The organism is Nisaea sp., from assembly GCF_965216895.1.
GTDB lineage: Bacteria > Pseudomonadota > Alphaproteobacteria > Thalassobaculales > Thalassobaculaceae > Nisaea.
The window spans coordinates 2301231-2322078 of the sequence record NZ_OZ244205.1; the positions used below are offsets into that span (position 1 = coordinate 2301231).

At 65.8% G+C, this 20848-nt stretch carries 18 protein-coding genes; 11 read left to right on the forward strand and 7 right to left on the reverse strand.

Going from position 1 to position 20848, the window contains the following annotated elements; genetic code table 11:
* Positions 1-43 precede the first annotated feature (43 nt).
* The 5 genes from ACOOE1_RS11090 (at position 44) to ACOOE1_RS11110 (ending at position 5645) form a co-directional block, all read left to right on the forward strand.
* A complete protein-coding gene (locus tag ACOOE1_RS11090; protein ID WP_420402257.1) occupies positions 44-1459 on the forward strand; it encodes a COG4223 family protein in 1416 nt (471 codons plus the stop codon).
* Between the two features lie 4 nt (positions 1460-1463).
* A complete protein-coding gene (locus ACOOE1_RS11095) occupies positions 1464-2993 on the forward strand; it encodes a heme biosynthesis protein HemY (RefSeq protein WP_420402258.1) in 1530 nt (509 codons plus the stop codon).
* A gap of 103 nt (positions 2994-3096) precedes the next feature.
* The gene (locus ACOOE1_RS11100; RefSeq protein WP_420402259.1) at positions 3097-3885 is read left to right on the forward strand and encodes a hypothetical protein; all 789 of its coding nucleotides are present in this window, start codon (positions 3097-3099) and stop codon (positions 3883-3885) included.
* Between the two features lie 103 nt (positions 3886-3988).
* Positions 3989-4852: an oxygen-dependent coproporphyrinogen oxidase gene (hemF, locus tag ACOOE1_RS11105; RefSeq protein WP_420402260.1), complete on the forward strand. Its 864-nt coding sequence runs from the start codon at positions 3989-3991 to the stop codon at positions 4850-4852.
* Between the two features lie 199 nt (positions 4853-5051).
* Complete coding sequence (locus tag ACOOE1_RS11110; protein ID WP_420402261.1) at positions 5052-5645, forward strand: hypothetical protein; 594 nt, start codon at positions 5052-5054, stop codon at positions 5643-5645.
* A gap of 18 nt (positions 5646-5663) precedes the next feature.
* Here ACOOE1_RS11110 and ACOOE1_RS11115 read toward each other — a convergent pair whose 3' ends face one another.
* From ACOOE1_RS11115 to ACOOE1_RS11130, 4 genes are read right to left on the reverse strand one after another with little or no spacing between them, the layout of a single operon-like run.
* Positions 5664-6434 carry a 2-keto-4-pentenoate hydratase gene (locus ACOOE1_RS11115; RefSeq protein ID WP_420402262.1) on the reverse strand — a complete coding sequence of 257 codons (771 nt, stop codon included), beginning with the start codon at positions 6432-6434 and terminating at the stop codon, positions 5664-5666.
* On the reverse strand, positions 6431-7639 hold the full coding sequence (locus ACOOE1_RS11120) for a CCA tRNA nucleotidyltransferase (RefSeq protein WP_420402263.1): 1209 nt from the start codon (positions 7637-7639) through the stop codon (positions 6431-6433). The genes ACOOE1_RS11115 and ACOOE1_RS11120 overlap by 4 nt, the downstream gene beginning before the upstream one ends.
* 29 nt (positions 7640-7668) lie before the next feature.
* A complete protein-coding gene (locus ACOOE1_RS11125; protein ID WP_420402264.1) occupies positions 7669-8286 on the reverse strand; it encodes a CoA pyrophosphatase in 618 nt (205 codons plus the stop codon).
* Positions 8283-8765, reverse strand: a complete 483-nt coding sequence (locus ACOOE1_RS11130) for a DUF1285 domain-containing protein (RefSeq protein WP_420402265.1) — start codon at positions 8763-8765, stop codon at positions 8283-8285. The genes ACOOE1_RS11125 and ACOOE1_RS11130 overlap by 4 nt, the downstream gene beginning before the upstream one ends.
* A gap of 187 nt (positions 8766-8952) precedes the next feature.
* On the opposite strand from ACOOE1_RS11130, the gene ACOOE1_RS11135 reads away from it, so the two are divergent.
* From ACOOE1_RS11135 to ACOOE1_RS11155, 5 genes are all read left to right on the forward strand, one after another.
* Entirely contained in the window at positions 8953-9963 is a 1011-nt protein-coding gene (locus ACOOE1_RS11135) for an AAA family ATPase (RefSeq protein ID WP_420402266.1), read from the forward strand.
* 15 nt (positions 9964-9978) lie between these two features.
* Positions 9979-10836 carry a DUF58 domain-containing protein gene (locus tag ACOOE1_RS11140; protein WP_420402267.1) on the forward strand — a complete coding sequence of 286 codons (858 nt, stop codon included), beginning with the start codon at positions 9979-9981 and terminating at the stop codon, positions 10834-10836.
* A gap of 10 nt (positions 10837-10846) precedes the next feature.
* A complete protein-coding gene (locus tag ACOOE1_RS11145) occupies positions 10847-13621 on the forward strand; it encodes a DUF4159 domain-containing protein (RefSeq protein ID WP_420402268.1) in 2775 nt (924 codons plus the stop codon).
* A 13-nt stretch (positions 13622-13634) separates the two neighbouring features.
* Positions 13635-15734, forward strand: coding sequence for a hypothetical protein (locus ACOOE1_RS11150; RefSeq protein ID WP_420402269.1), 2100 nt, complete (start codon positions 13635-13637; stop codon positions 15732-15734).
* Between the two features lie 65 nt (positions 15735-15799).
* Entirely contained in the window at positions 15800-16600 is an 801-nt protein-coding gene (locus ACOOE1_RS11155; RefSeq protein ID WP_420402270.1) for a hypothetical protein, read from the forward strand.
* 35 nt (positions 16601-16635) lie between these two features.
* On the opposite strand, the gene ACOOE1_RS11160 is transcribed toward ACOOE1_RS11155, so the two are convergent.
* The 3 genes from ACOOE1_RS11160 to ACOOE1_RS11170 all read right to left on the reverse strand — a co-directional run bounded on the left by ACOOE1_RS11160 (position 16636) and on the right by ACOOE1_RS11170 (position 19808).
* Entirely contained in the window at positions 16636-17190 is a 555-nt protein-coding gene (locus ACOOE1_RS11160) for a cytochrome b (RefSeq protein WP_420402271.1), read from the reverse strand.
* Between the two features lie 192 nt (positions 17191-17382).
* Positions 17383-18807 (reverse strand): aldehyde dehydrogenase family protein, encoded by a 1425-nt coding sequence (locus ACOOE1_RS11165; protein WP_420402272.1) that lies wholly within the window; start codon positions 18805-18807, stop codon positions 17383-17385.
* Between the two features lie 41 nt (positions 18808-18848).
* Positions 18849-19808: an NAD(P)-dependent oxidoreductase gene (locus ACOOE1_RS11170; protein WP_420402273.1), complete on the reverse strand. Its 960-nt coding sequence runs from the start codon at positions 19806-19808 to the stop codon at positions 18849-18851.
* A 256-nt stretch (positions 19809-20064) separates the two neighbouring features.
* Here ACOOE1_RS11170 and ACOOE1_RS11175 point away from each other — a divergent pair, with 256 nt between their 5' ends.
* Positions 20065-20838, forward strand: a complete 774-nt coding sequence (locus tag ACOOE1_RS11175; protein WP_420402274.1) for a putative 2OG-Fe(II) oxygenase — start codon at positions 20065-20067, stop codon at positions 20836-20838.
* Positions 20839-20848 lie beyond the last annotated feature (10 nt).

A 20848-nucleotide genomic window follows, 5' to 3' on the forward strand; every position in this document is an offset into this window, starting at 1 on the left:
ATACGGCGCGTCCGATGCCGTGGCAATGGGAAGACCTGAGGCGATGAGCGATCCAAAGAACGATACCGACGGCCTCTCCGACAAAGAGGCCGTGGAGACGTTGAAGGACGTCGAGGATGCGACGGTGATCGAGGCCGACCCGGCCGAGGGCCCGGCCCCGAGAACGCTGTTTTCGTCGCGCACGAAAGTGGTCGGGATCCTTATTGTCCTGCTGCTTCTCGCAGGCGGTGTCGCGGCGGCGCTCTACCCGCTCTGGCAGGATCATGCAGAAGAATTCGTGGAAGAGAACGGTCTTCCGGTTACCGTTCCCGAGGTGCCGGAAAGCGGCTTCTACGGTGTCGTCTCGGACGTGATCGCGTTCCTGCGCGGGACACCTGCCGGAACGGCGCCGGAACAGGCTGCGGGGCCCGCGGCCGAGCCGCAACCGGCAACCGAAGCCAAGCCTGATCCGCTGACAGCGCTCACCGACCGGGTCGTCGCGCTTGAAATGCGGATTCAAACTCTGACGGAAGATCTGCAAGCTGCGCAAGCCGCCGCCGACGACGCGGTGCGAGTCGCGGGAGAAACCTCCGGCGCGCTCAGCGCTCTCGAGACCGGCTCGGAAGGGCAATCCGGCGCGATCGAGGGACTGAAGGCCCAGATCGAGGCTCTGCAGGGGCGCGTGGACGAGCTCGCGGCGCGTCCGGCGATCGCCGCCGACAGCGCCGGTGGAAACGGTTCCACGGTCAATGAAGCGCTTCTCAGCACCATCGGCACATTGCGCGAGCGGATTGTCGTGCTCGAATCCGAAGAGAAGGTTTCCCCGTCCGATCTCAGCGCCGTGTCCAGCCGCATCGAAACCGCCGAAAGCGGCGCCGGCGAACGCATCGCCAGCCTCGAAGCCGAACTCGCCGCGGTCCGCCAGCTGGCGGAGAAGCGTGCTCCCGAGCGGGAGCGCGCCGGACTGCTGCTCCTCGCCGTCGGACAGCTCGAGGCCGTGACGACCACCTCCGCATCCTTTGCCGGCCAGGTCGCCGCCGTGCAGGATCTCGCCGCCGACGAAAACCCGGCAACCTCCGGAGCGATCGCCACGCTCTCGCGCCATAGCGGCGGGGTCGAGACAAGCGCCGCGCTCACCGAGCGCTTCGACGACCTGGCGAAGGCGGTGACCCAGGCAAGGATCGCGGGCAGCGACGAGGGTCTTGTCGGCAAGACCCTCAACACGGTGGCCTCGCTCGTGACCGTGCGGCGTACGGACGTCGCCGACGGCCCCGGGGTCGATGCCGTTCTGGTCCGTGCCGAAACCGCCCTCAATGCGGGCGACCTTTCCGGCGCCGTCTCCGCGCTCGAGGAGTTGAGCGGCGCTCCGGCGGACCGTGCGCGCGACTGGATCGCTGCTGCCAAGGCCCGACTCGAAGTCGACAACGCGGTTTCTCGGCTCCGCGGCGCCGCGCTCTCCTCCGTCGCGAAGGCGGGGTAGCACCATGTTCAGGATCTTCGGATTTTTCATCCTCGTCGGCGTGCTTGTCTTCGCCTCGATCCAACTGGCCGACAATCCGGGACGGCTCTCGGTCGAGTGGCTCGGGTACCGGATCGACACCTATTTCGCGGTCGCCCTGCTGATCCTCCTCATCGCGCTCTATCTGCTGCTCTTCGCCTACCGTCTGGTGCGCGGCCTGCTTGGACTGCCCGGCGGGTTTCTCGACCGCCGCGCGGCGCGGCGCCGGGAGGACGGTGTCAATGCGCTCAGCCTCGGCATGGCGGCGATCGCAGCCGGTGACGCCGAGGAAGCCCGCAAGCAGGCCCGCCGGGCCGAGAGACTGCTGGACGATCCCGCCAAGACCCGGCTGCTGTCCGCACAGGCGGCAGCTCTCGGTGGCGACAATGCCGCCGCCGGGCGCTATTTCGATGCGCTGACCGAGAGTCCCGAGACCAAGTTCGTCGGCCTTGTCGGCAAGCTTCGCCAGGCACTGGATGCGGGGGACAGGGAAGCCGCGCTGCCCCTGGCGCGTCAGGCGCGCAACCTGCGGCCTGACTCAGCCTTCGCCGCCCGGACCCTTTTCACGCTCGAGACCGAGGTGGAAGACTGGGACGAGGCACAGAAGACCCTGTTCGATGCCGTCCGCCGCGATCTCATTCCAGAGAGCGAAGCCAAGCGCTACCGCGTCGCAATAGACATGGAACGAGCCCGCCTGAAGGAAGCCGACGGCCAGCTCTCCGAAGCCGCCGATTTCGCGCAGCGCGCCCTGAAGGTCGAGCCGGCCTTTGCGCCCGCGGTGGAAATCGCTGTCGCCGCCGAGACCTCCAGGGGGCGGACCAAGAAAGCCCAGAAGCTGCTGGAGGACGCCTGGCAACTGGCGCCGAACCCGAGCTTCGCCAAGCTCTATGCCGATCTCTGGCCGGAGGACGCTCCGGCCCAGCGTTTTAAGCACATCCGGAAGCTTGTCGGCATGGCATCGGAAACCACCGCCGGTCGAATCGCGCTTGCCGAGGCGGCCATTGCGGCAGAACTCTGGGGCGAAGCCCGTGCGGCGCTGGACGAAGTGCCGGCCGCGGAGCGCCGGGCCTCGGTTTTCCGGCTGCTCGCCTATCTTGCGCAGGCCGAGCGCGGCGATGCGGGCGAGGCCCGCGCGCTGCTGGAACGGGCCAGTGCCGCCGCCCCCGACCCCGCCTGGACCTGTTCCGATTGCGGCGCCACCGCCGAGGTCTGGACCGTGTCCTGCGGCAATTGCGGCCATTTCGCCAGCCTGACCTGGAAACAGCCCCCCAGGGTCTCGACCCTCGTCAGCCTGCCACCGGAAGCGGTCTCCGAGCCCGCAGCGCCCGAATTGCCCCTGATCGCGGGGGAAATTGATGTCGTCGACGCACCTGCGCCCGACCCGGCGCCGGAACCTGCCGCCGCGCCCTCCCCTGCGCCCGGGAGACCGGCCACGGCGGATGGCGCGACCTCCGAACCGGCGAAAGACGACGGGGAGCCGCCAACCCCCGAGGACGTGGTGCGCCGGCTCGCGTGACTCCTACTGCAAGCTGAGTTAAACTATCGATTGGTTCCGGTATAATACCGGTTTGGGACAAGCCGCCCCGGGTGAGCATAGGGTCCAGAATGGAGCCGAACCGATGACATCCATTTCCGCTCTGCCGTCTCTTTTGCGTGCGACTCCGCCGGAGGCGCGGACCGTCGGGTCCTCCGTGACTGCACGCGGAGAGCAACCAGCCGCGCTGCCGACCTTCCGGACTGCCACCCCCGTCGCATTTTCCGCGTCGATCACGTCCGAATCCCGCACTCAAGGCGCTCTCGAAGACCTACTGGGTAGCGAACTCGGAACCGTCTTCGGCGCCCTCAACAAGCAGGGCGACTCAGAGGCATTCCTGGAGGAAGCGTTTGACAGCCTGAAGGACCTGACGCAGAAGGCCCTCGAAGACCCAGGCGTCAGCGGGATCCAGATCCGCATTTCGAGCGTCAGCCAGCAATTTCGCTCGAACGACAGGGAAGGCGCCGTCTCTTCCAGCGTTTCCCAGCTCTCGATCGAGGTCGGGCTGGTCCGGGACGGCAAGGTTTCTGCCGGCGATGTCGAGCTGCTGTCCTTCGCGGGAAAGAGACTCCCGCTGACCGACGCACAGAAACAGACCGGCGTTGTCAGCGGTCTTTTCAGCATCGACGAGCCGACAGCACAAGACGAGCCGAACAAGGCGCAGGCGACGGCGGTCGAGAAGGCGCTGGAACGTCTGCGCCTCGTCAATGACGCACTGGCCGCCTTCCGGCGCGGCGACCTGCGACCGCTGCAGGAAATCGAGACCCTGTTCCGCGGTGGTACGCTCGACGCGGAAACGGTTCGCGCGCTTTCCAAGGCCAAGGACGTGACCGAGAGCAAAGTCTTCCCCGGCAGCGGCGTTCTCGACCTCTGATCTCTTCCGGAACCTACCGGCACTCGACAGAACTCCGGGCTTCCGGCTAAACCGGGCGCGGAGAACGATTTTCCGCACATCGCGCCCGTGACCGGATTGGCCCATGTATATCTCGACCGAAGACCAGAAGAACGAAGCCCGCACCTGGTTCGAATCCCTGCGCGACAGCATCTGCGCCGCGTTCGAAAAGATGGAGGACGACTACGAAGGTCCGCTGAAGGAGCGGCCGGCCGGCCGTTTCAAGCGCAAGAGCTGGGAGCGCGAAGGCGGCGGCGGTGGCGTGATGTCGATCATGCAGGGCCGTGTTTTCGAGAAGGTCGGGGTGAATGTCTCGACCGTTCACGGCACCTTTTCCGAGGAGTTCCGCAAATCGATCCCCGGCGCGGACGAGGATCCGCGCTTCTGGGCCTCAGGGATCTCACTTGTCGCGCACATGCAGTCGCCCAAGGTGCCCGCCGTGCACATGAACACGCGGCATATCACCACCACCAAATCCTGGTTCGGCGGGGGCGCGGACCTGACGCCCATGGTCCCGGAACAGGTCGACACCGACGCCTTCCACAGCGGCTTCAAGGCCGCCTGCGACAAGCACGATCCGGCCTATTATCCGAAGTTCAAGCAATGGTGCGACGAGTACTTCTTCCTGAAACACCGCAACGAGCCGCGCGGCGTCGGCGGGATCTTCTACGACTATGTCGACGGTGATTTCGCGCAGGATTTCGCCTTTACCCGTGACATCGGAAGCGCCTTTCTCGAGACCTATCCGGCGATCGCGCGCCGGCGCATGAACGAAGACTGGACGGAGGCGGAACGGCACCACCAGCTGGTCCGCCGCGGACGCTATGTCGAGTTCAACCTGCTCTACGACCGGGGCACCCTCTTCGGCCTGAAAACCGGCGGAAACGTGGAAGCCATCCTGATGAGCATGCCGCCGCAGGTGATCTGGCCGGCCCCCGACGGCCTTTGAGGCACCAAGTGATACTCCTATTTCAGTTGGGTTCGGTTTGAGATTGCGTTAACCTCTCATTTACCATCCGGCGAAGGGGTTGCCGGAGGGCTAAAATTTTTTGGCATGAGAGATGTCGATATCCGGAGCGCTCCAATTTCCAACATCCGTTTCGCCTGAAGGACCTGCCGCGCCTTCCGGGGTGAGTGCGCGTTCCGGAGTGGTGCAACCGGTTGGCAACGAGCGCTTCTCGGCCCGGACCGACGAACCGGCACAGGTGCCGGCGGAGGAGCAGAACGACCGGGAGTCGCCGCCGGCGCCCCGTCCGCTCGTCAATCCGGCCATTCTCTCCCAGGCCCAGGAAACCGGCGAACCGGCACGGGCGACGACCGGACCGGTGCAAGAGATCGAAGCCGGGGAAACAGAGGAGCCGCCCCGGCCATTCGCGGATCCGACGCGGCTGCGCGAAGTCCAGCAGGGCGAGGACGGGGAGAGCGAGGAGATCAGGCTCGGTCTGCAAGGGGAAGAGGAATCGACCGACATTGCGGCACGCCTCGTCCCGCTGTCCGGAGTGGAGAGTGTGGAGACGGTGGCCCTCGACGGTCGCCCTGAGTCCGTGCGCGTTGGCGATCTCGTCAGCGAGGACCAACGCCTGACCGGCGACCCGCTGGACGTTCCCAACTACGCCGTCGATCCGAACGAGCTCTCGATCCAGAACTTTAACGAGCGCCTCAGCAGGACGGTCGAAGTGCTCCAGTTCCTGAGCGAACAGCCCAATGTCAGCAGGGCGCGGGGCGTCAGCATCGTCGTCTGAGTCGCCGGCTCCAACCTGTCAGCCGAAGCGCATCTCCGCTTCTCCCAAACCCGGAAATTCGATCCTTGCCGCAACGCCGCGACCTGCGAACGAGACCCCGTTCCAGGATCCGGTCGTGATTACATCGCCCGCCTTGAGGCCGCGTCCCGTCTCGGAACCGGTACGCTCCGGTACGTGATTGGCAAGCCAGGCCATGAGGGTGAAGGGATCGCCGCCCTTGAAGCTGCCCGTATCCTCGAAGGCAACCTTGCCGTCGAACAGCACCCGGACCGGCTGATTCGGGATATCAAGCGCGTCCGGCACGGGCATTTCCGTGCCGAGCACGAGTGAGTCGTTCGCCTGGAAGTCCATCAGCGCCCAGAGCGGATCCACTTTCGGCCAGTCCCGGAGACGCGATTCGACGATCTCCATGGTGACGATCAGGCTCGCCACCGCCGCACGCAGATCCTCCGCCGTATAGGGAACGTCGCGCGCCGGGAGGTCGCGGTCGAGACGGAAGGCGAGTTCCGCCTCGACGCCGAAATTGCGGTGTGCCTCCGGCGCCAGAACCTGTCCAGAGGAATAGAGTTTCGAGGCGGCGATCGGCGCCGCCGTCGGCTCGGTGCCCGGGCTGCCGCCGACCTTCCAGGCGCCGGGCGTGTGGCCGAGCAGGGCGAAGACGGCATCCTGGATTGCGAAGGCCTCCTGCTGGGTGGCGGGCGCGTCGCCTTCCGGAATATCGGCGATCGGCGCGCCGTTCTGGAATGCCGCGTGAAGTCTGGCGGCGGTACGGGCAGTCTTGTCGCTCATGTCTTGTCCTCGGCGATTATGCGGCGGGTTTCGGCAAGGCAGGCGTCCCGGTCCGGGACAAAATCCCGCGCGATCCACCAAGCCTCGAGCCGGCGGAGAGCCTCGCCGACGGCCGGGCCGGCGGCAAGCCCCATTTCCACCAGATCCGCGCCGCGCACCGGCAGGTCCGGCTTCGGCCAGGAACGCGAGACGCCGATCAAGGCTTCTCCATCAGCGGAAGCGAGGACGCCCCGAGCGACCCGCAGACGGACCAGATCCTCGAACAAAGCATTGCCGAGGCGGTAAATCTCGGAGCGGGCCGTAGCCGCGTCCGGGTCGAGTTCGGAGATGGAGAGCGCATGAAAACGTGCCGCTTCGGCATTCGAGAACCGCATGCGGCTCGAGGCGCGAAACGCATGGCCCGGCCGCTCCGGCGCGAGAGCCGCGAGCCGGAGAATCGGGTCGGGCGAACCGGCATCCATGCTGGTCAGGCGCAAGAGCGCCTCCAGATCGTAGGGGCCGGGCAGAAACACCGGAAGCACGCCCGCATTTACCATCAGTTGGAGCACCGGGAGCGGGGACGGCGCCGAGAGAAGCTTGAGGAATTCGACCCTGATCCGCTCGCCGGAGAGACAGTCGATCAGACCCGCGTTGTCGTGGCAGGCCTTGAGTCCGGCCGGGTCGACCTCGCCCTTGCCGTAATAGGCATGAAAGCGGAAGAAGCGCAGAATCCGGAGCACATCCTCCCGGATTCGCGTCGTCGGGTCGCCGACGAAGCGGACCTTGCCGGCCAGCGCGTCGCCATGCCCGCCAAAAGGATCATCGAGATTGCCGTCGGGGCGCAGGAACATGGCGTTCATCGTAAAGTCGCGCCGCGCCGCGTCCTCGCGCCAGTCCTCCGTAAACGCGACGACGGCGCGGCGGCCATCGGTCTCGACGTCGAGCCGAAGCGTGGTGATCTCGAAATGCTCGTGATTGACGACCGCGGTGACGGTGCCGTGGTCGAGGCCCGTCGGAATGACGCGGATACCGGCATCCCGGAGCTGCTCGATAACCCTTTCCGGGGTGTAGCGGGTGGCGATGTCGACATCGGCGATCGGCAGGTCGAGCACGGCACTGCGGACGCAGCCGCCGACGAACCGCGCCATGTCGCCGTCGCGATTCAGGATCTCCATGACTGCGCGGGTCTCGGGAGCCGTCATCCAGGGTTTCGGAGAAATCCGCATGCGTCGGGTTCCGGGTTCAGGCGCCGCCGTCAGGCATCGACGCGGGGCAGCAGAACGTCGACGAAATTCACCAGCATGCCGGCCGTTGCCCCCCAGATATAGTAGTCGCCGTAGGGCATGGCGTAGAAGCTGCGCATCTGGTTGTTCCATTCGCGGCTATGTCGCTCGTGGTTGGAGCGATCCAGAAAAAAGGGCAGCGGCACCTCGAAGATTTCCTGCACTTCGCCCGGCTCGGGTCTCATGTCGAAAGGCGGTGTCAGCAGACCGACGACCGGCGTGATCTCGAAGCCGGTCCGGGTGCGGTAGAGATCGAGTTGCCCCACCACCTCAATATGCCGGCGGTGCACGCCGATCTCTTCCTCCGTTTCCCTGAGCGCGGTGTCGGCCGGCCCGTCATCGTGCGTTTCCGCCCGACCTCCAGGGAAGCTGATCTGGCCCGGATGTACCGGCAGATCGTCAGACCGCCTCGTGAAGAGGAGCGTGAGACCGCCCTCGCGCTCGACCACCGGGATCAGGACGGCGGCCGGACGTTGACGTCCGGTGGCCTCCATTCCCGGATTGAGGTCGTGATCGCCGCGCCCGGCACCGTTCTCGACGGCGCGTGTCAGCGCCATGCGCAGCCGCTCCGCGTCAATAATCCCGGTCATATCGATCCCAGTTCGTGAAAGATGCCGTCACTCCAGAGACCGAGCACTGTTTCCCCATCGCGTTCCAGCGTAACCGCCTGATCGACCAGATCGTAGAATACCGATCTTGTGATCAGCGCATCCAGTCCGTTTCCGGTATCGATGTAGGGACGCGGCTCGCCGTTCTCCGGGTTGGTCTCGACCCGGATCCGGTGTTCGGGGCCGGCGGCCACAATACGGTCAAGGTTCGTGCGGAGCATGAGACTTCTATTTGTCACGTCCGGAGACCCCGTATCGTCGTACCATGCCTCCACGATCGTGAAGGGCGCGTCATCAACCGTGATTCGGCCGCGTTCGAACGGCGTGCGGAGCGAATAACCCCCGTCCTCGTCACGGTGGAGGACCGTGGCGAAAAGCTTCACCAGCGGAAGCCGATTGATAGGAGTTCCAAGATGATACCAGGTGCCGTCGCGATCGATCCGGATCCCGTAGTCCCCCATGTCGATCTGTTTGCGCGGTTCCGGTTTCCCAGTTGCTGCAGCTGCGATACGCTCTAACTGATCTGATGTGGGGGGAGGATCGGAAGACGCGTTCGATGCGGTCATCGGTATTGGCTGCTTCTATGGGTTCCTGGGCGTGCGCCGACCGGTTCCGGCGGGCCATTGACTAGAAGGAAGTATAGAGTCCATGACCAATTCCTCCACTCTCGATCAACGGCTCGAGACCGAGACCGTCGAAAAAATCGATGCCCTTGGCGCCCGCATGGCGAAAGCCAGGGCCCAGGTCGAGGCGGTGATCTTCGGCCAGCGCGACGTCGTCGATCAGACCCTGACTACCGTGCTCGCCGGCGGTCACGCGCTGTTGATCGGCGTCCCGGGTCTCGCCAAGACACGTCTCGTCGAGACACTCGGCATCGTACTCGGCCTCGACGACAAGCGCATCCAATGTACCCCGGACTTGATGCCCGCCGATATCATCGGCGCCGAGATCCTCGAGGAATCGGACGACGGCAAACGCCACTTCCGATTCGTGAAGGGTCCGGTCTTCGCGCAGATCCTTATGGCGGACGAAATCAACCGTGCCAGTCCGCGGACCCAGTCGGCGTTGCTGCAGTCGATGCAGGAACGGACGGTCTCCGTCGGCGGCCATACCTACGAGCTGCCTTCTCCTTTCCTCGTGCTCGCGACCCAGAACCCGCTTGAGCAGGAAGGCACCTATCCGCTCCCCGAAGCCCAGCTCGACCGCTTCCTGCTGCAGATCGATGTCGGCTATCCCGACCATGACGCCGAGCGCCGCATGCTGCTCGCCACCACCGGCAGCGAAGACATCAAGGTCGAGCCGGTTCTGAGCGGCCCCGAGCTGATCGAGGCGCAGAAGCTGCTGCGCCAGATCCCCGTCGGCGAGAGCGTGGTGGAGGCGATTCTCGGGATCGTCCGTGCCGGCCGCCTGGAGACCACCGAGGTGGAGGAGGTAAAGCGTCATGTCGCCTGGGGGCCGGGGCCGCGCGCCAGCCAGGCACTGATGCTCGCGGCGCGCGCCCGGGCGGTGCTCGACGGCCGGCTCTCGCCTTCGATCGAGGATGTTCTGGAACTGGCGCCGCCCGTGCTGCGGCACCGCATGGCGCTGAATTTCGCGGCCCGCGCCGAAGGCATCTCGCTCGACGACATCATCCAGCGGCTGCTGGCCGACCATCGCTGAGCCGGGACGCCCTGAATGCGTCATCACGCCGAGGAACTCGCAGGTAAGTTTCCCCCGCTCCTTGTGGCCGCGGAAAGGGTCGCCGCGACCGTCTCCCAGGGCATGCACGGACGGCGCCGCGTCGGCATGGGCGAGGCCTTCTGGCAGTTCCGTCCCTACCAGGTCACCGACTCGGTGCGCCGGATCGACTGGCGCCGCACGGCGCGGAGCGACGAGGTCTATGTCCGCGAGACGGAATGGGAGGCTTCGCAGAGTGTCTGGATCTGGCGCGACGCCTCGCCATCGATGCGGTTCGCGTCCGATCGCACCCTGCCGGAAAAGGCGGTGCGCACCGATCTCCTGGTTCTCGCCCTCGGAGCGCTGCTGACAGAAGCCGGCGAACGCATCGCCCTGCTCGGCGAGGGAACGCCCCCGCGCGGCGGGCGCAGCGGCCTCAATCTGTTCGCCAACACGCTGGAGAACGCGCGCAGCAGCGCCGCCAGCCTGCCGTCGCTGGAACACCTGCCACGTCACGCGGTTGCCGTGATGGTCTCCGATTTCATGGAGCCGGCGGAGGATTATTCCGCGATCATCGGACACTATGCCGCCTCCGGCATCGGCGGATTTCTGCTGCAGGTGACGGACCCGGCAGAGGAGGCCTTCCCGTTTCAGGGCCGGATCCGCTTCGAAGGCACCGAAGCCGAGCACGCGCACCTGCTCCGCCGCGCAGACAAAGTACGCGAGGCCTATGTCGATAAACTGGCGCTGCACCGGGCCCGCCTGAAGGACGCCTGCCGCAAGGCCGGCTGGTTCTTCGCCCAGCATGTGACCTCGGAGGCGCCGGAAGCCGCCCTGCTGCAACTCTATGCCGCGATGACGCGGCAGAACGGGTGAGGCAGACACCATGCTGAGCCTCGGTCCCCTCGCCTTCGCCTCTCCCTGGCTCCTCGCCGGCCTGATCGCTCTGCCGGCAATCTGGCTGCTGATCCGGATCACGCCGCCGGCCCCCCGCACCGTCGCCTTTCCGGCGATCAGGCTGCTCTACGGGCTGCAATCGCCGGAGGAGACGCCGGACCGCACGCCCTGGTGGCTGCTGCTGCTGCGCCTGCTGTTCGCCGCGCTCGTCATCCTTGCCCTGGCGCAGCCGCTGATCGGCGCAAAGCAGGAACTCGAAGGGAGCGGGCCGGTGGTGATCGTCGTCGATAACGGCTGGGCGGCGGCGCCGGGCTGGCCGGAGCGCAAGGCGGCGGCGCTGGAGCTGATCGAACGCACCGAGCGGGCCGGCCGGGCCATCGCCGTGTTCCCGACCGCGTTCTCCGACTCGGCGGCGCTGGAGCGCGGCGGCCTGATGGCGCCCGAAGCCGCCCGCACCTTCGTGAACGGGCTGGCGCCCCAGCCATGGGCCGGCGTGCCCTCCGTCGCGGCGGAACGGATCGAGGCGGCGCCGATCGAACGGCCTGCCTCCGTCTTCTGGCTCACCGACGGGGTCGAGGACGCGGAAGATGCGGCGCTGGCCGAGCGGCTGATCCGGTTCGGAGCCCTGACGGTCTACGAGGGCGGCCAGCAGCCGATGGCGCTGACCGCGCGGATCGGCGACGGCAATGCGCTGACCGCCAGGGTCACGCGGCTGAATGCCGGCGCGCAGGAGATCGTGAACATCCGCGCCGTGGCGACAGACGGGCGGGTGCTGACCCGGACAACCGCCACCTTCGCCGAGGGCGAACCGGCGGCGGAGGTCGATGTCGAGCTGCCGCTGGAGCTCCGCAACGAGCTTGCCCGGCTTGAGCTTGTGGATCTTCCCGGCGCGGCCTCCGTCGCGCTGCTGGACGAGAGCTTCCGGCGCCGCCCGGTCGGCCTCGTCGCCGGCACCGGTTTCGCCGACTCCCAGCCGCTGCTTGAGGAGATGTTCTTCATCGACCGGGCGCTGTCGCCCTTCAGCGAGGTCAGCCGGGGCACGCTGGCCGAGTTTCTCGAACGCGACATCTCCGTTATCGCCCTGCCCGATACCGGACTGCTGCCGCCTTCCGAGAAACAGCAGCTGTTCGACTGGGTCGAAAAAGGCGGCACGCTGGTCCGCTTTGCCGGTCCGCGGCTCGCCGCCGCCAGCCTGGAGAACCGCGGGCTCGGCGAGTCGGAGCTGTTGCCGGTCCGGCTGCGCGGCGGCGACCGCTCGCTCGGCGGGGTGCTCTCCTGGTCGGAGCCGGCCGCGCTCGCACCGTTCGACGGCGAAACACCGTTCGCCGACCTGCCCGACTATGACAACGTGCTGATCTACAAGCAGGTGCTGGCCGAGCCTTCGATCGAACTGGCGGACCGGACGTGGGCGAGCCTCGCCGACGGCACGCCCATCGTCACCGCCGCGGCGCGCGGCGACGGGCGCATCGTGCTGTTCCACACCACGGCGAACACGGACTGGAGCGATCTCTCGCTGTCGGGCGCCTTCGTCGAGATGCTCCGGCGCATCGTCGCGGTCAGCGCCGGGGTCGGGCAGAGGGCGGACGGCGGGACGGCGGCGCCGGTCGAGACACTGGACGGCTTCGGTCAGCTTGTCTCCCCGCCGGCGAGCGCACGCGCCATTTCCTTCCTCAAGGGCGAGGCGGCCGCGGTGAACCACGAGCATCCTCCCGGATACTATGGCAGCGAACTCTCCCGTACGGCGGTCAATCTCGGGCCGGAAGCGGCGAAAATGGCGCCGCTTGCAGCCTTGCCGGGCGGCACTGCGCGGGTCAGCTACGGCGGCGGCGACGAACTCGACCTGGCGCCCTGGGCGTTGAGTGCCGCGGTGCTCCTGTTGCTGGCGGACTTTGTCATCACCCTGGTGATGCGCGGCCTCGTGCCGGGGGTCGGCAACGCGCGGGTGCGCGAGACCGCGGCGATTCTCCTGCTCGGCACTGCGCTCGCGGCGGCTCCGGCCGCCGTGCAGGCACAGAACATCATCTCGAGCGGCGCGCCGATGAGCGAGGAGGAACGGTGGATCATGCGGGCGGCGCTCGCCACCCGGCTCGCCTATGTCATCACCGGCGACCGGGAAGTCGACGAGATCAGCCGCTCCGGGCTGAGCAACCTCACCGAAATCCTGACCCAGCGCACCGCGGTCGAACCGCTGGAGCCGATGGCGGTCGATGTCGAGGTCGACGAGCTCTCGCTCTTCCCCCTGCTCTATTGGCCCGTCACCGAGGCGCAGAACGACCTCACGCCGAACGGTGTGGCGCGGCTCAACCTCTATATGCGCAACGGCGGCACATTGTTCTTCGACACGAGGGACCGGATCGACAGCGGCAGCGGCGCAGGGCCGGGCCTGCAGCGTCTGCGCGCGCTGACCCGCGAGCTCGATATCCCTGCGCTCGCGCCGGTACCTGAGAACCACGTCCTGACAAAGACCTTCTATCTGCTGGAGTCCTTCCCCGGTCGCTACGAAGGCGGCCGGCTCTATGTGCAGCAGGACGAGGGCGACCGGTCCAGCGAGGTCTCGCCGGTCATCGTCGGCAGCCATGACTGGGCCGCGGCCTGGGCGAAGTCCGACGATGGCTTCTACCAGTTCCCGGTGGTGCCGGGCGGCGAGATCCAGCGCGAGATGGCGCTCCGCTCCGGGGTCAACCTGGTGATGTACATGCTGACGGGGAACTACAAGGCGGACCAGGTGCATGTCCCCGCCATTCTCGAGAGGCTGGGGCAATGAAGGAGTCGCGGCAATGATCGGTTCCGCCGTCGGCATCGATTTCTCGCCGATGATCCCCTGGTGGGCGATCGCGCTCTTCGCCGCTTCCGGGATCCTGCTGGTGATCTACACCGCACTCATGCGCGGACGCGGCGCGGTCTGGCGCAGTCTCGCGCTCGCCGTGCTGGTCGCCGCGCTGGCCAACCCCTACCTGATCTCCGAGGACCGCGATCCGCGCAACGACATCGCCGTGCTGCTGCTCGACGAGAGCACCAGCCAGAGCATCGATGGCCGCGCCGACCGGGCGGCGGCGATCGCCGAAAACCTGCAGGGCCAGCTCCAGGATTTCGAGGATCTGGACCTCCGCGTGGTCACGCTGGACGGCGGACGCGCTCGGGCGGGCAGCGGCCGCGACGGCACCCGCTTCTTCGCCGCCCTGCGCGACGTGCTCGACGATGTGCCCCAGGGTCGTCTCGCCGGTGTGCTGGCGGTGACCGACGGGCAGAGCCACGACCGGGTGGAGGAACTGCGCGGCCGCGATCCCGGCGCGCCGCTGCATGTGATCCTGACCGGCAGGCGGGGCGAACGCGACCGCCGCCTCGTGGTCGAACATGTCCCTTCCTTCGGCGTCGTCGGCCGCTCCGTCACGGCGAAGATCAGGGTCGAGGACGCGGAGGAAGCGGCGGCGGTGCCCTTCAGCCTCTCGATCGACGGCGTCGCCCGTCCCGATCAGGTGATCCGTGCCAACCGGTTGGTCGAGATCGAGATCCCGATCACCCATGGCGGCGAGACCATCGTCGAGCTGATGGCCGGACCGGGAGAGGACGAGCTGACGGTGAAGAACAATCGCGCCGTCCTTGCCATCAACGGCGTGCGCGACCGGCTGCGCGTGCTGCTGGTCTCCGGCGCGCCGCATGCGGGAGAACGCACCTGGCGCGACCTCTTGAAGGCCGACCCCTCGGTCGATCTCGTGCATTTCACCATCCTGCGCCCGCCGGAGAAGCAGGACGGCACCCCGGTGCGCGAGCTCTCGCTGATCGCCTTCCCGGTGCGCGAGCTGTTCGAGCTGAAGCTGGACGAGTTCGACCTGATCATCTTCGACCAGTACCAGCGCCGCGGTGTGCTGCCGCGCAGCTACCTGCGCAACATCGTCGAGTTCGTGCGCAGCGGCGGCGCCTTTCTGGAGGCGAGCGGTCCGCCCTTCGCCTCCCGCCTCTCGCTCGCCAATACCCCGCTCGGCGAGGTCCTGCCGGCGCTGCCGACCGGCGCCATTATCGAGGCGCCGTTCCGCGCCCATACCACGCTCGACGGCCATCGCCATCCGGTGACCTCCGGCCTCAGCGGCGCACCGCAACTCGACGCCGACGGGATCGAGGCGGAAGCGGCGACCTGGGGCCGCTGGTTCCGCCAGATCGAGGCCGACGTGCTGCGCGGCGTGGTGCTGATGGACGGTCCGGAAGGCCGCCCGCTGCTGGTGCTCGACCGTTTCGGCGAGGGCCGGGTCGCGCATCTGCTGACCGACCAGATGTGGCTCTGGACCCGCGGCTTCGACGGCGGCGGTCCGCAGGCCGAGCTGCTGCGCCGCACCGCCCACTGGCTGATGCGCGAGCCGGACCTGGAGGAGAACGATCTCCGGGTCCGCGTGCGCGGCGAGGAGATCGAGGTGATCCGCCGCTCGCTCGACGGCGAGCTGCCGGACGTGACCATGACAGCGCCCGACGGCAGCACGATCACCCTGCCCCTCGCCCGTACCGGCCCCGGCCGCGGCCAGGCCAGCTTCACCACCGACCAGGTCGGGCTGCACAGCTTCGCCGACGGCACCCTGACCAAGCTCGCCGCCGTCGGCGCGCTCAATCCGATCGAACTCTCGGACGTGCGCACGACAGATGAATGGCTCGGCCCGATCGCCGAGCAGACCGGCGGCTCCGTCACCTGGGGCGCCGAGGAGACGGTCCCCGACCTTCGCCGCGTCCGCGCCGGCCGCGCGACGGCAGGCCGCGACTGGGCGGGGCTGATCCGGAACGAGGATTATGTCGTGACGGGAGTCCGCACCGTGCCGCTGCTGCCGGGTGTGCTCGTCCTGCTGCTGGTGATCGGCGGGATCATCATGGCTTGGAGGCGTGAGGCGGGGTGATTTTGTAAATGATAAGATTGAGAGAGATTGGCCCAGTGCTGAATTTGTCTTTTTGAGTTGCGAGTATGTCGGAAATCGATGGGTTCTTGGATCGAGAGGTCAGTGAACTGATTAATCAGCAGAATGCTGAAGATGCTGATCGGAGCCGGGTGATTCAAAAAATTGACAATAACTGTCGCGTGCTTATCCAAAACTTGGCTCTGTTCGAAGCGCTCAATGAGAAAGCAAGAGACTATCCTCGCTCAAGGGCGGCGCACGCATATAACTGGATAGTAAATGCAGTTCTCTCATCAGCCGCGCTCTGCGTTGCGCGTCTATGGGACAAGCACAATGATACTGATTCCGTTCCACGGTTGGAAATGCTTCTGCAAACTCCCGGATTTTCTAGAAGCTTGATTTTTGATGTGCTGGATTCAGAACGACGATTAGGCGAAGAGCTCTCAATGAGCGGTATGAAAGACATGCACGATAGGGAGCGTGCGAGGGCATTGTGCCGATCAGCAGCTCTACGCGACGCTAACGACCGAGCGCGAGAGCAAATTGAGCGTCGAGGCAAAATCCTTCAGATGATTTGCCAGATGAAAGAAGCAGATGCATTGCGCCACATTCGGGAATTTAGGCACACAGAACTTGCTCACTCCCTTGAAATCTCTAGAGAGGGGCGTCGAAGGCGCGCGGCAGGGCTTGAAGTCCGTAATCCCCTGATTGAAGAACTGCGCGAATTTGCCTCAGGAACAATCGAGCTAGCGCAGGAAATTCAAATCTGCGTTCGAGCATTCAATCCGGGGTATGGACGTTATGCCAATGATTGTCGTGCTCACGTTGAGGATTTGATTGCGCGCGGTTTACTTGCCGGTGAATGCTAACCTCAAGGAATTCGCATTCGCGATATCAATTAGAGTTACCCAAACAAGCTCATCCGCCGCATCACCCCGTCCTTCTTGATCAGCCAGTGCCGGAGCGCGCCGGCGATGTGCAGGCAGATCAGACCGGCGACCGTGAGCGCCGCGAGGCCGTGAAGCCGGAAGAGTGTGTTCGAAAGCTCGGGGTCCTTGGCGATGAGGCCCGGGAGTTTCCAGTTGAAGAACTCCACCGGATAGCCGCCGGCGGCGGTGGCCGCCCAGCCGAGGATGGGGAGCGCGATCAGCATCAGATAGAGCAGGTGCTGCACCCCGGTCGCGAGGATGCGCTCGGGCGGGGTCAGGCTCTCCGGCTTCGGCGGCGCGCCGAGGCGGACGCGCAGGACGAGGCGGAGCAGCATCAGCGCGAGCACGAGCACGCCCGCTGTCTTGTGGTACTTGTAGATCGCGTTGGTGAGATCGGTGCCGAACGTCTTCATCAGGCCTTCGAAACCGAGGGTGAAGAAGAGGATGCCGGCGCCGAGCGCGGCGAGGACCAGCGCAGCGGTGATCCAGTGCAGCCAGCGCTGGGCGAGGGAATAACGGTCGTCCTGCATGGGGCTCCCTGCCGATGGTGATCGGGACAGGGTAGTGTAGCCGACATCTGTGGGTATGCGACAGATGCTCTTCAGATCGTCATCCCGGCCGCGGTGCCGGGACCTTGTCGAACATCGAGACGGTTCCGACGAAAGATCCCGGATCGAGGTCCCGGATGACGGCGTCCAGAAACGACGAATTCGACGCACTCCCTACCCCGTGATCGCCTTCGTCTCCAGGAACTCCGCCAGGCCGAACGGCCCGTTCTCGCGGCCGATGCCGGATTGCTTGTAGCCTCCGAAGGGTACGTCCGTGTCGCCGTAATTTCCGTTGATATAGACGTTGCCCGCCCGCAGCCGGCGCGCGACGCGCTGGGCCCGCGCCTCGTCCGAGGTCTGGATATAGGCGGCGAGACCGTACTCCGTGTCGTTGCCGATGGCGACCGCCTCGTCCTCGCCGTCGAACGGGATCATCACCAGCACCGGGCCGAAGATCTCGTTGCGCGCGATATGCATGTCGTTGTCCACATCGGCGAAGATCGTCGGCTTGACGAAGTAGCCCGTCTCGAACCCGTGCGGCTTGCCGAGCCCGCCGGTCACCACGCGCGCACCCTCCTCGATCCCCTTGCGGATATGCTCCTGCACGCGTTCGAACTGGATCCTGTTCACCAGCGGTCCGATATGGTCGCCCGGCCGCTGCGGATCGCCGACCGTCACGTCCGCGGCAAAGCGTCCGGCCATGGTGACCGCCTCGTCATAGACGCTCTTCTCGACCAGCAGGCGGGTCGGCGCGTCGCAGGACTGGCCGCTGTTGGAGAAGCAGTTCTCGACGCTGAAGCGCAGCGCGCCGTCGAGATCGGCATCGGCGAAGAGGATGTTCGGGCTCTTGCCGCCGAGTTCCAGCGCGACCCGTCGGATACCGTCCGCCGCCGCCTTCATCACCTCGGTTCCGGCGCGGGTCGAGCCGGTGAAGGAGAGCAAGTCGATCCCGGGATGGGCCGAGAGCGCGGCGCCGGTGCAGAAGCCGTCGCCATGCACCAGGTTGAAGACGCCGGGCGGGCAACCGGCCTCGGCCAGGACCTCCGCCACCATGCCCGCCGAGAGCGGCGCGTACTCGCTCGGTTTCAGCACCATGGTGCAACCGGCGGCGAGCGCCGAGGCGACCTTGGCCATGACCTGATTGACCGGCCAGTTCCAGGGCGTGATCAGCCCGGCAACACCGGCCGCCTCGTCGCGCAGCGTGCTGCCGCCGCGCAGGCTCGGTCGTTCAAAGGCATGCGCCTCCAGAGCCTCGATGGCCGACGCGAGAAGGGTATCGCCGCAGGGCGCCTGACTTTCCCGGGAAAAGTCGCGCGGCGCGCCCATCTCCAGCGTCATCGCGTCGGCGAACTCGTCCCGGCGGCGGAGATAGATCTCGCGCGCCCGGCGCAGCAGATCGATGCGTTCGGAGACCGCGGACTCGCTCCACATCTCGAACGCGTCCCGCGCGGCGCGGACGGCATAGTCCACGTCCTCGGCGCCACCGAGCGAGATCACCGCCACGGCCGCTTCCGTCGCCGGGTTCACGACCTCGAAATCCTGGCCGTCGATCGGCGACACCCAGCTTCCGTCGATGAAGAATGCGCGTCGGTCCAGCATGGCTCCCCTCCCGGCTGCAGGTTTCCCCTCGCGAGCGTCCCCTACGGGCGCCCCGGGGGTACGATTTCATAGCCCGGCGCTTCCGGCTCGTCATCCACCATCTCAGGCGGGAAGCCGGGGGCGGTGATGTCGAGGCCGGTCGCCTCCTCCAGTCGCCTGATGATGTTGGGCGAGAGCTCGCGCGGACCAAAGCGGGAGATGCCGTCACGGAAGATGTCGCAGAGCAACGGCGAGACCTCCAGCGGAACGCCGTTTTTCTCCGCGATCTCCTGAAACAGCCCGACATCCTTCAGCACCAGATCCATGGTGAAGCTGATGTCACGCGAGCCGTTCAGGATCACCTGGCTCTCGGTCTCATGGACGAAGGAGTTGCCGGAGGAAATGCGGATCGCCTCGAACGTGGTGTTGAGATCCATCCCGGCCGCTTTCGAAGTCGCAAGAGCCTCGCAGAGCGTCACCAGATTGGCCGTGGCGAGATAGTTTGTCATGACCTTCAGCACCGATGCGGTGCCGAGATCGCCGGTATGGAGCACGCGGCGGCCCATCATGGTCAGGACAGGCAGGATCTTCTCGAAGGTGGGCCGCCCGCAGCCGGCAAGGATCGCGATATTGCCGGTCGCCGCCCGGTGACAACCGCCGGAGACTGGGCAATCGACCGCCTCTGCGCCTTTCTCCGCGACCAGCGCGCCGAGCCGCTTCACCTCGCCGGCATGGGTGGTCGACATCTCCGCCCAGATCTTTCCCGGCGCGAGGCCGGCAAGGATGCCGTCCTCGGCCTCCATCACCGCGGCAGAGACCGCGGGGCTCGGCAGACAGGTGATGACGATGTCGCACGCTTCCGCCATGGCCTTCGGACTTTCGCCCGCAGCGGCGCCTTTCTCCAGAAAGGGCTGCATGTTCGCCGCGTCAAGGTCGCGCACCGTCAGTTCGGCACCGTTCCGGAGCAGGCTGCCCGCCAGCTTCGCCCCGACATTTCCCAGTCCGATGAACCCGATCTTCATTTCAGTTCCTTCGCGTGATCAGAATTTCGGGCGCAGCTTGCAGATGATCCGCGCCGATGAACACCGGGAAAAAGCTTATCGCAAAGTAGCGAAGACATTATGCTGGCCGAGTACAATCTGGGACCGGAGGCCGGGCGGCACGGTTCAATTCCGCGCGCCGCCCGGGCTTGGCAATGCAGATCGCCGCCCTTACCTTGCCGCAAGCACCATAGGCTGCCGGCGGCTGCCATCACAAAGTCTCGCGTGAGTAATCCCAATGCAGGGCTATGACAGAGAAAACTTCGCAAGACTCATATTCGACAAGCAATATGAACAGGCGATGGAACTGGCAAAAAACAGTCATAAGGAGACTGAGCCGTTCTCGTCGGAAAACCTGTACAGCCTTGTCGATGCCCACGCTCTCTGGCGCTCACTCTATCCGAACGACCGCTCGTGGGACGCGATTTTCTCCAGCCAGTACATAAAACATTACCGGTACGGCAAGATCGGCGGCTTCCGAATCGACGAGATCAACAAGAAGCTGACCGAACTCTGCCAGGAAATCGGCTATACCGAGAACCCGCGTGAGCATCTGGATATCGCCGGCGAGAATAAACTGATCATCACCGATCAGGATATCCCGACGGACCTACCGGAGATCATTGCCCTCAAGGCAACGGCATCCGAGATCTACGAAGACTATGTCTCGACCATTCTGCGGCTCGGCTACCCGCGATATCGTGTACGCGAGATCGCGCGACAGCGGCTTTTTGCCGCCGCGACGAGGAGCGATGGGTTCCACCCGCCGCATCTGCACTCCAACGCAACTTTTGTCATGACATATTATTTCCAAGTCCCTGCCGAGAGCCGCACGAAGCTGCAGTTCGGTAAGCACAACCTGATCCAATCCACGCCCTTCCACGAAGTCGTTCCGGAGACCGGCGACTTTTTCATTTTTCCTTCGTGCTACATGCACGGGACTACGAAGGCCGAAACGAAGGCTTTGAGGGCCAATCTAGGGTTCGAGTTCGAGCCTGTCCCGCAGAGCTAGCATCGGTCAT

Coding starts and splice junctions, on each gene's coding strand:
- ACOOE1_RS11090 (WP_420402257.1), top strand. CDS start 44: ATGAGCGATCCAAAGAACGATACCGACGGCCTCTCCGACAAAGAGGCC.
- ACOOE1_RS11095 (WP_420402258.1), top strand. CDS start 1,464: ATGTTCAGGATCTTCGGATTTTTCATCCTCGTCGGCGTGCTTGTCTTC.
- ACOOE1_RS11100 (WP_420402259.1), top strand. CDS start 3,097: ATGACATCCATTTCCGCTCTGCCGTCTCTTTTGCGTGCGACTCCGCCG.
- hemF (WP_420402260.1), top strand. CDS start 3,989: ATGTATATCTCGACCGAAGACCAGAAGAACGAAGCCCGCACCTGGTTC.
- ACOOE1_RS11115 (WP_420402262.1), bottom strand. CDS start 6,434: ATGAGCGACAAGACTGCCCGTACCGCCGCCAGACTTCACGCGGCATTC.
- ACOOE1_RS11120 (WP_420402263.1), bottom strand. CDS start 7,639: ATGCGGATTTCTCCGAAACCCTGGATGACGGCTCCCGAGACCCGCGCA.
- ACOOE1_RS11125 (WP_420402264.1), bottom strand. CDS start 8,286: ATGACCGGGATTATTGACGCGGAGCGGCTGCGCATGGCGCTGACACGC.
- ACOOE1_RS11130 (WP_420402265.1), bottom strand. CDS start 8,765: ATGGGGGACTACGGGATCCGGATCGATCGCGACGGCACCTGGTATCAT.
- ACOOE1_RS11135 (WP_420402266.1), top strand. CDS start 8,953: ATGACCAATTCCTCCACTCTCGATCAACGGCTCGAGACCGAGACCGTC.
- ACOOE1_RS11140 (WP_420402267.1), top strand. CDS start 9,979: ATGCGTCATCACGCCGAGGAACTCGCAGGTAAGTTTCCCCCGCTCCTT.
- ACOOE1_RS11145 (WP_420402268.1), top strand. CDS start 10,847: ATGCTGAGCCTCGGTCCCCTCGCCTTCGCCTCTCCCTGGCTCCTCGCC.
- ACOOE1_RS11150 (WP_420402269.1), top strand. CDS start 13,635: ATGATCGGTTCCGCCGTCGGCATCGATTTCTCGCCGATGATCCCCTGG.
- ACOOE1_RS11155 (WP_420402270.1), top strand. CDS start 15,800: ATGTCGGAAATCGATGGGTTCTTGGATCGAGAGGTCAGTGAACTGATT.
- ACOOE1_RS11160 (WP_420402271.1), bottom strand. CDS start 17,190: ATGCAGGACGACCGTTATTCCCTCGCCCAGCGCTGGCTGCACTGGATC.
- ACOOE1_RS11165 (WP_420402272.1), bottom strand. CDS start 18,807: ATGCTGGACCGACGCGCATTCTTCATCGACGGAAGCTGGGTGTCGCCG.
- ACOOE1_RS11170 (WP_420402273.1), bottom strand. CDS start 19,808: ATGAAGATCGGGTTCATCGGACTGGGAAATGTCGGGGCGAAGCTGGCG.
- ACOOE1_RS11175 (WP_420402274.1), top strand. CDS start 20,065: ATGCAGGGCTATGACAGAGAAAACTTCGCAAGACTCATATTCGACAAG.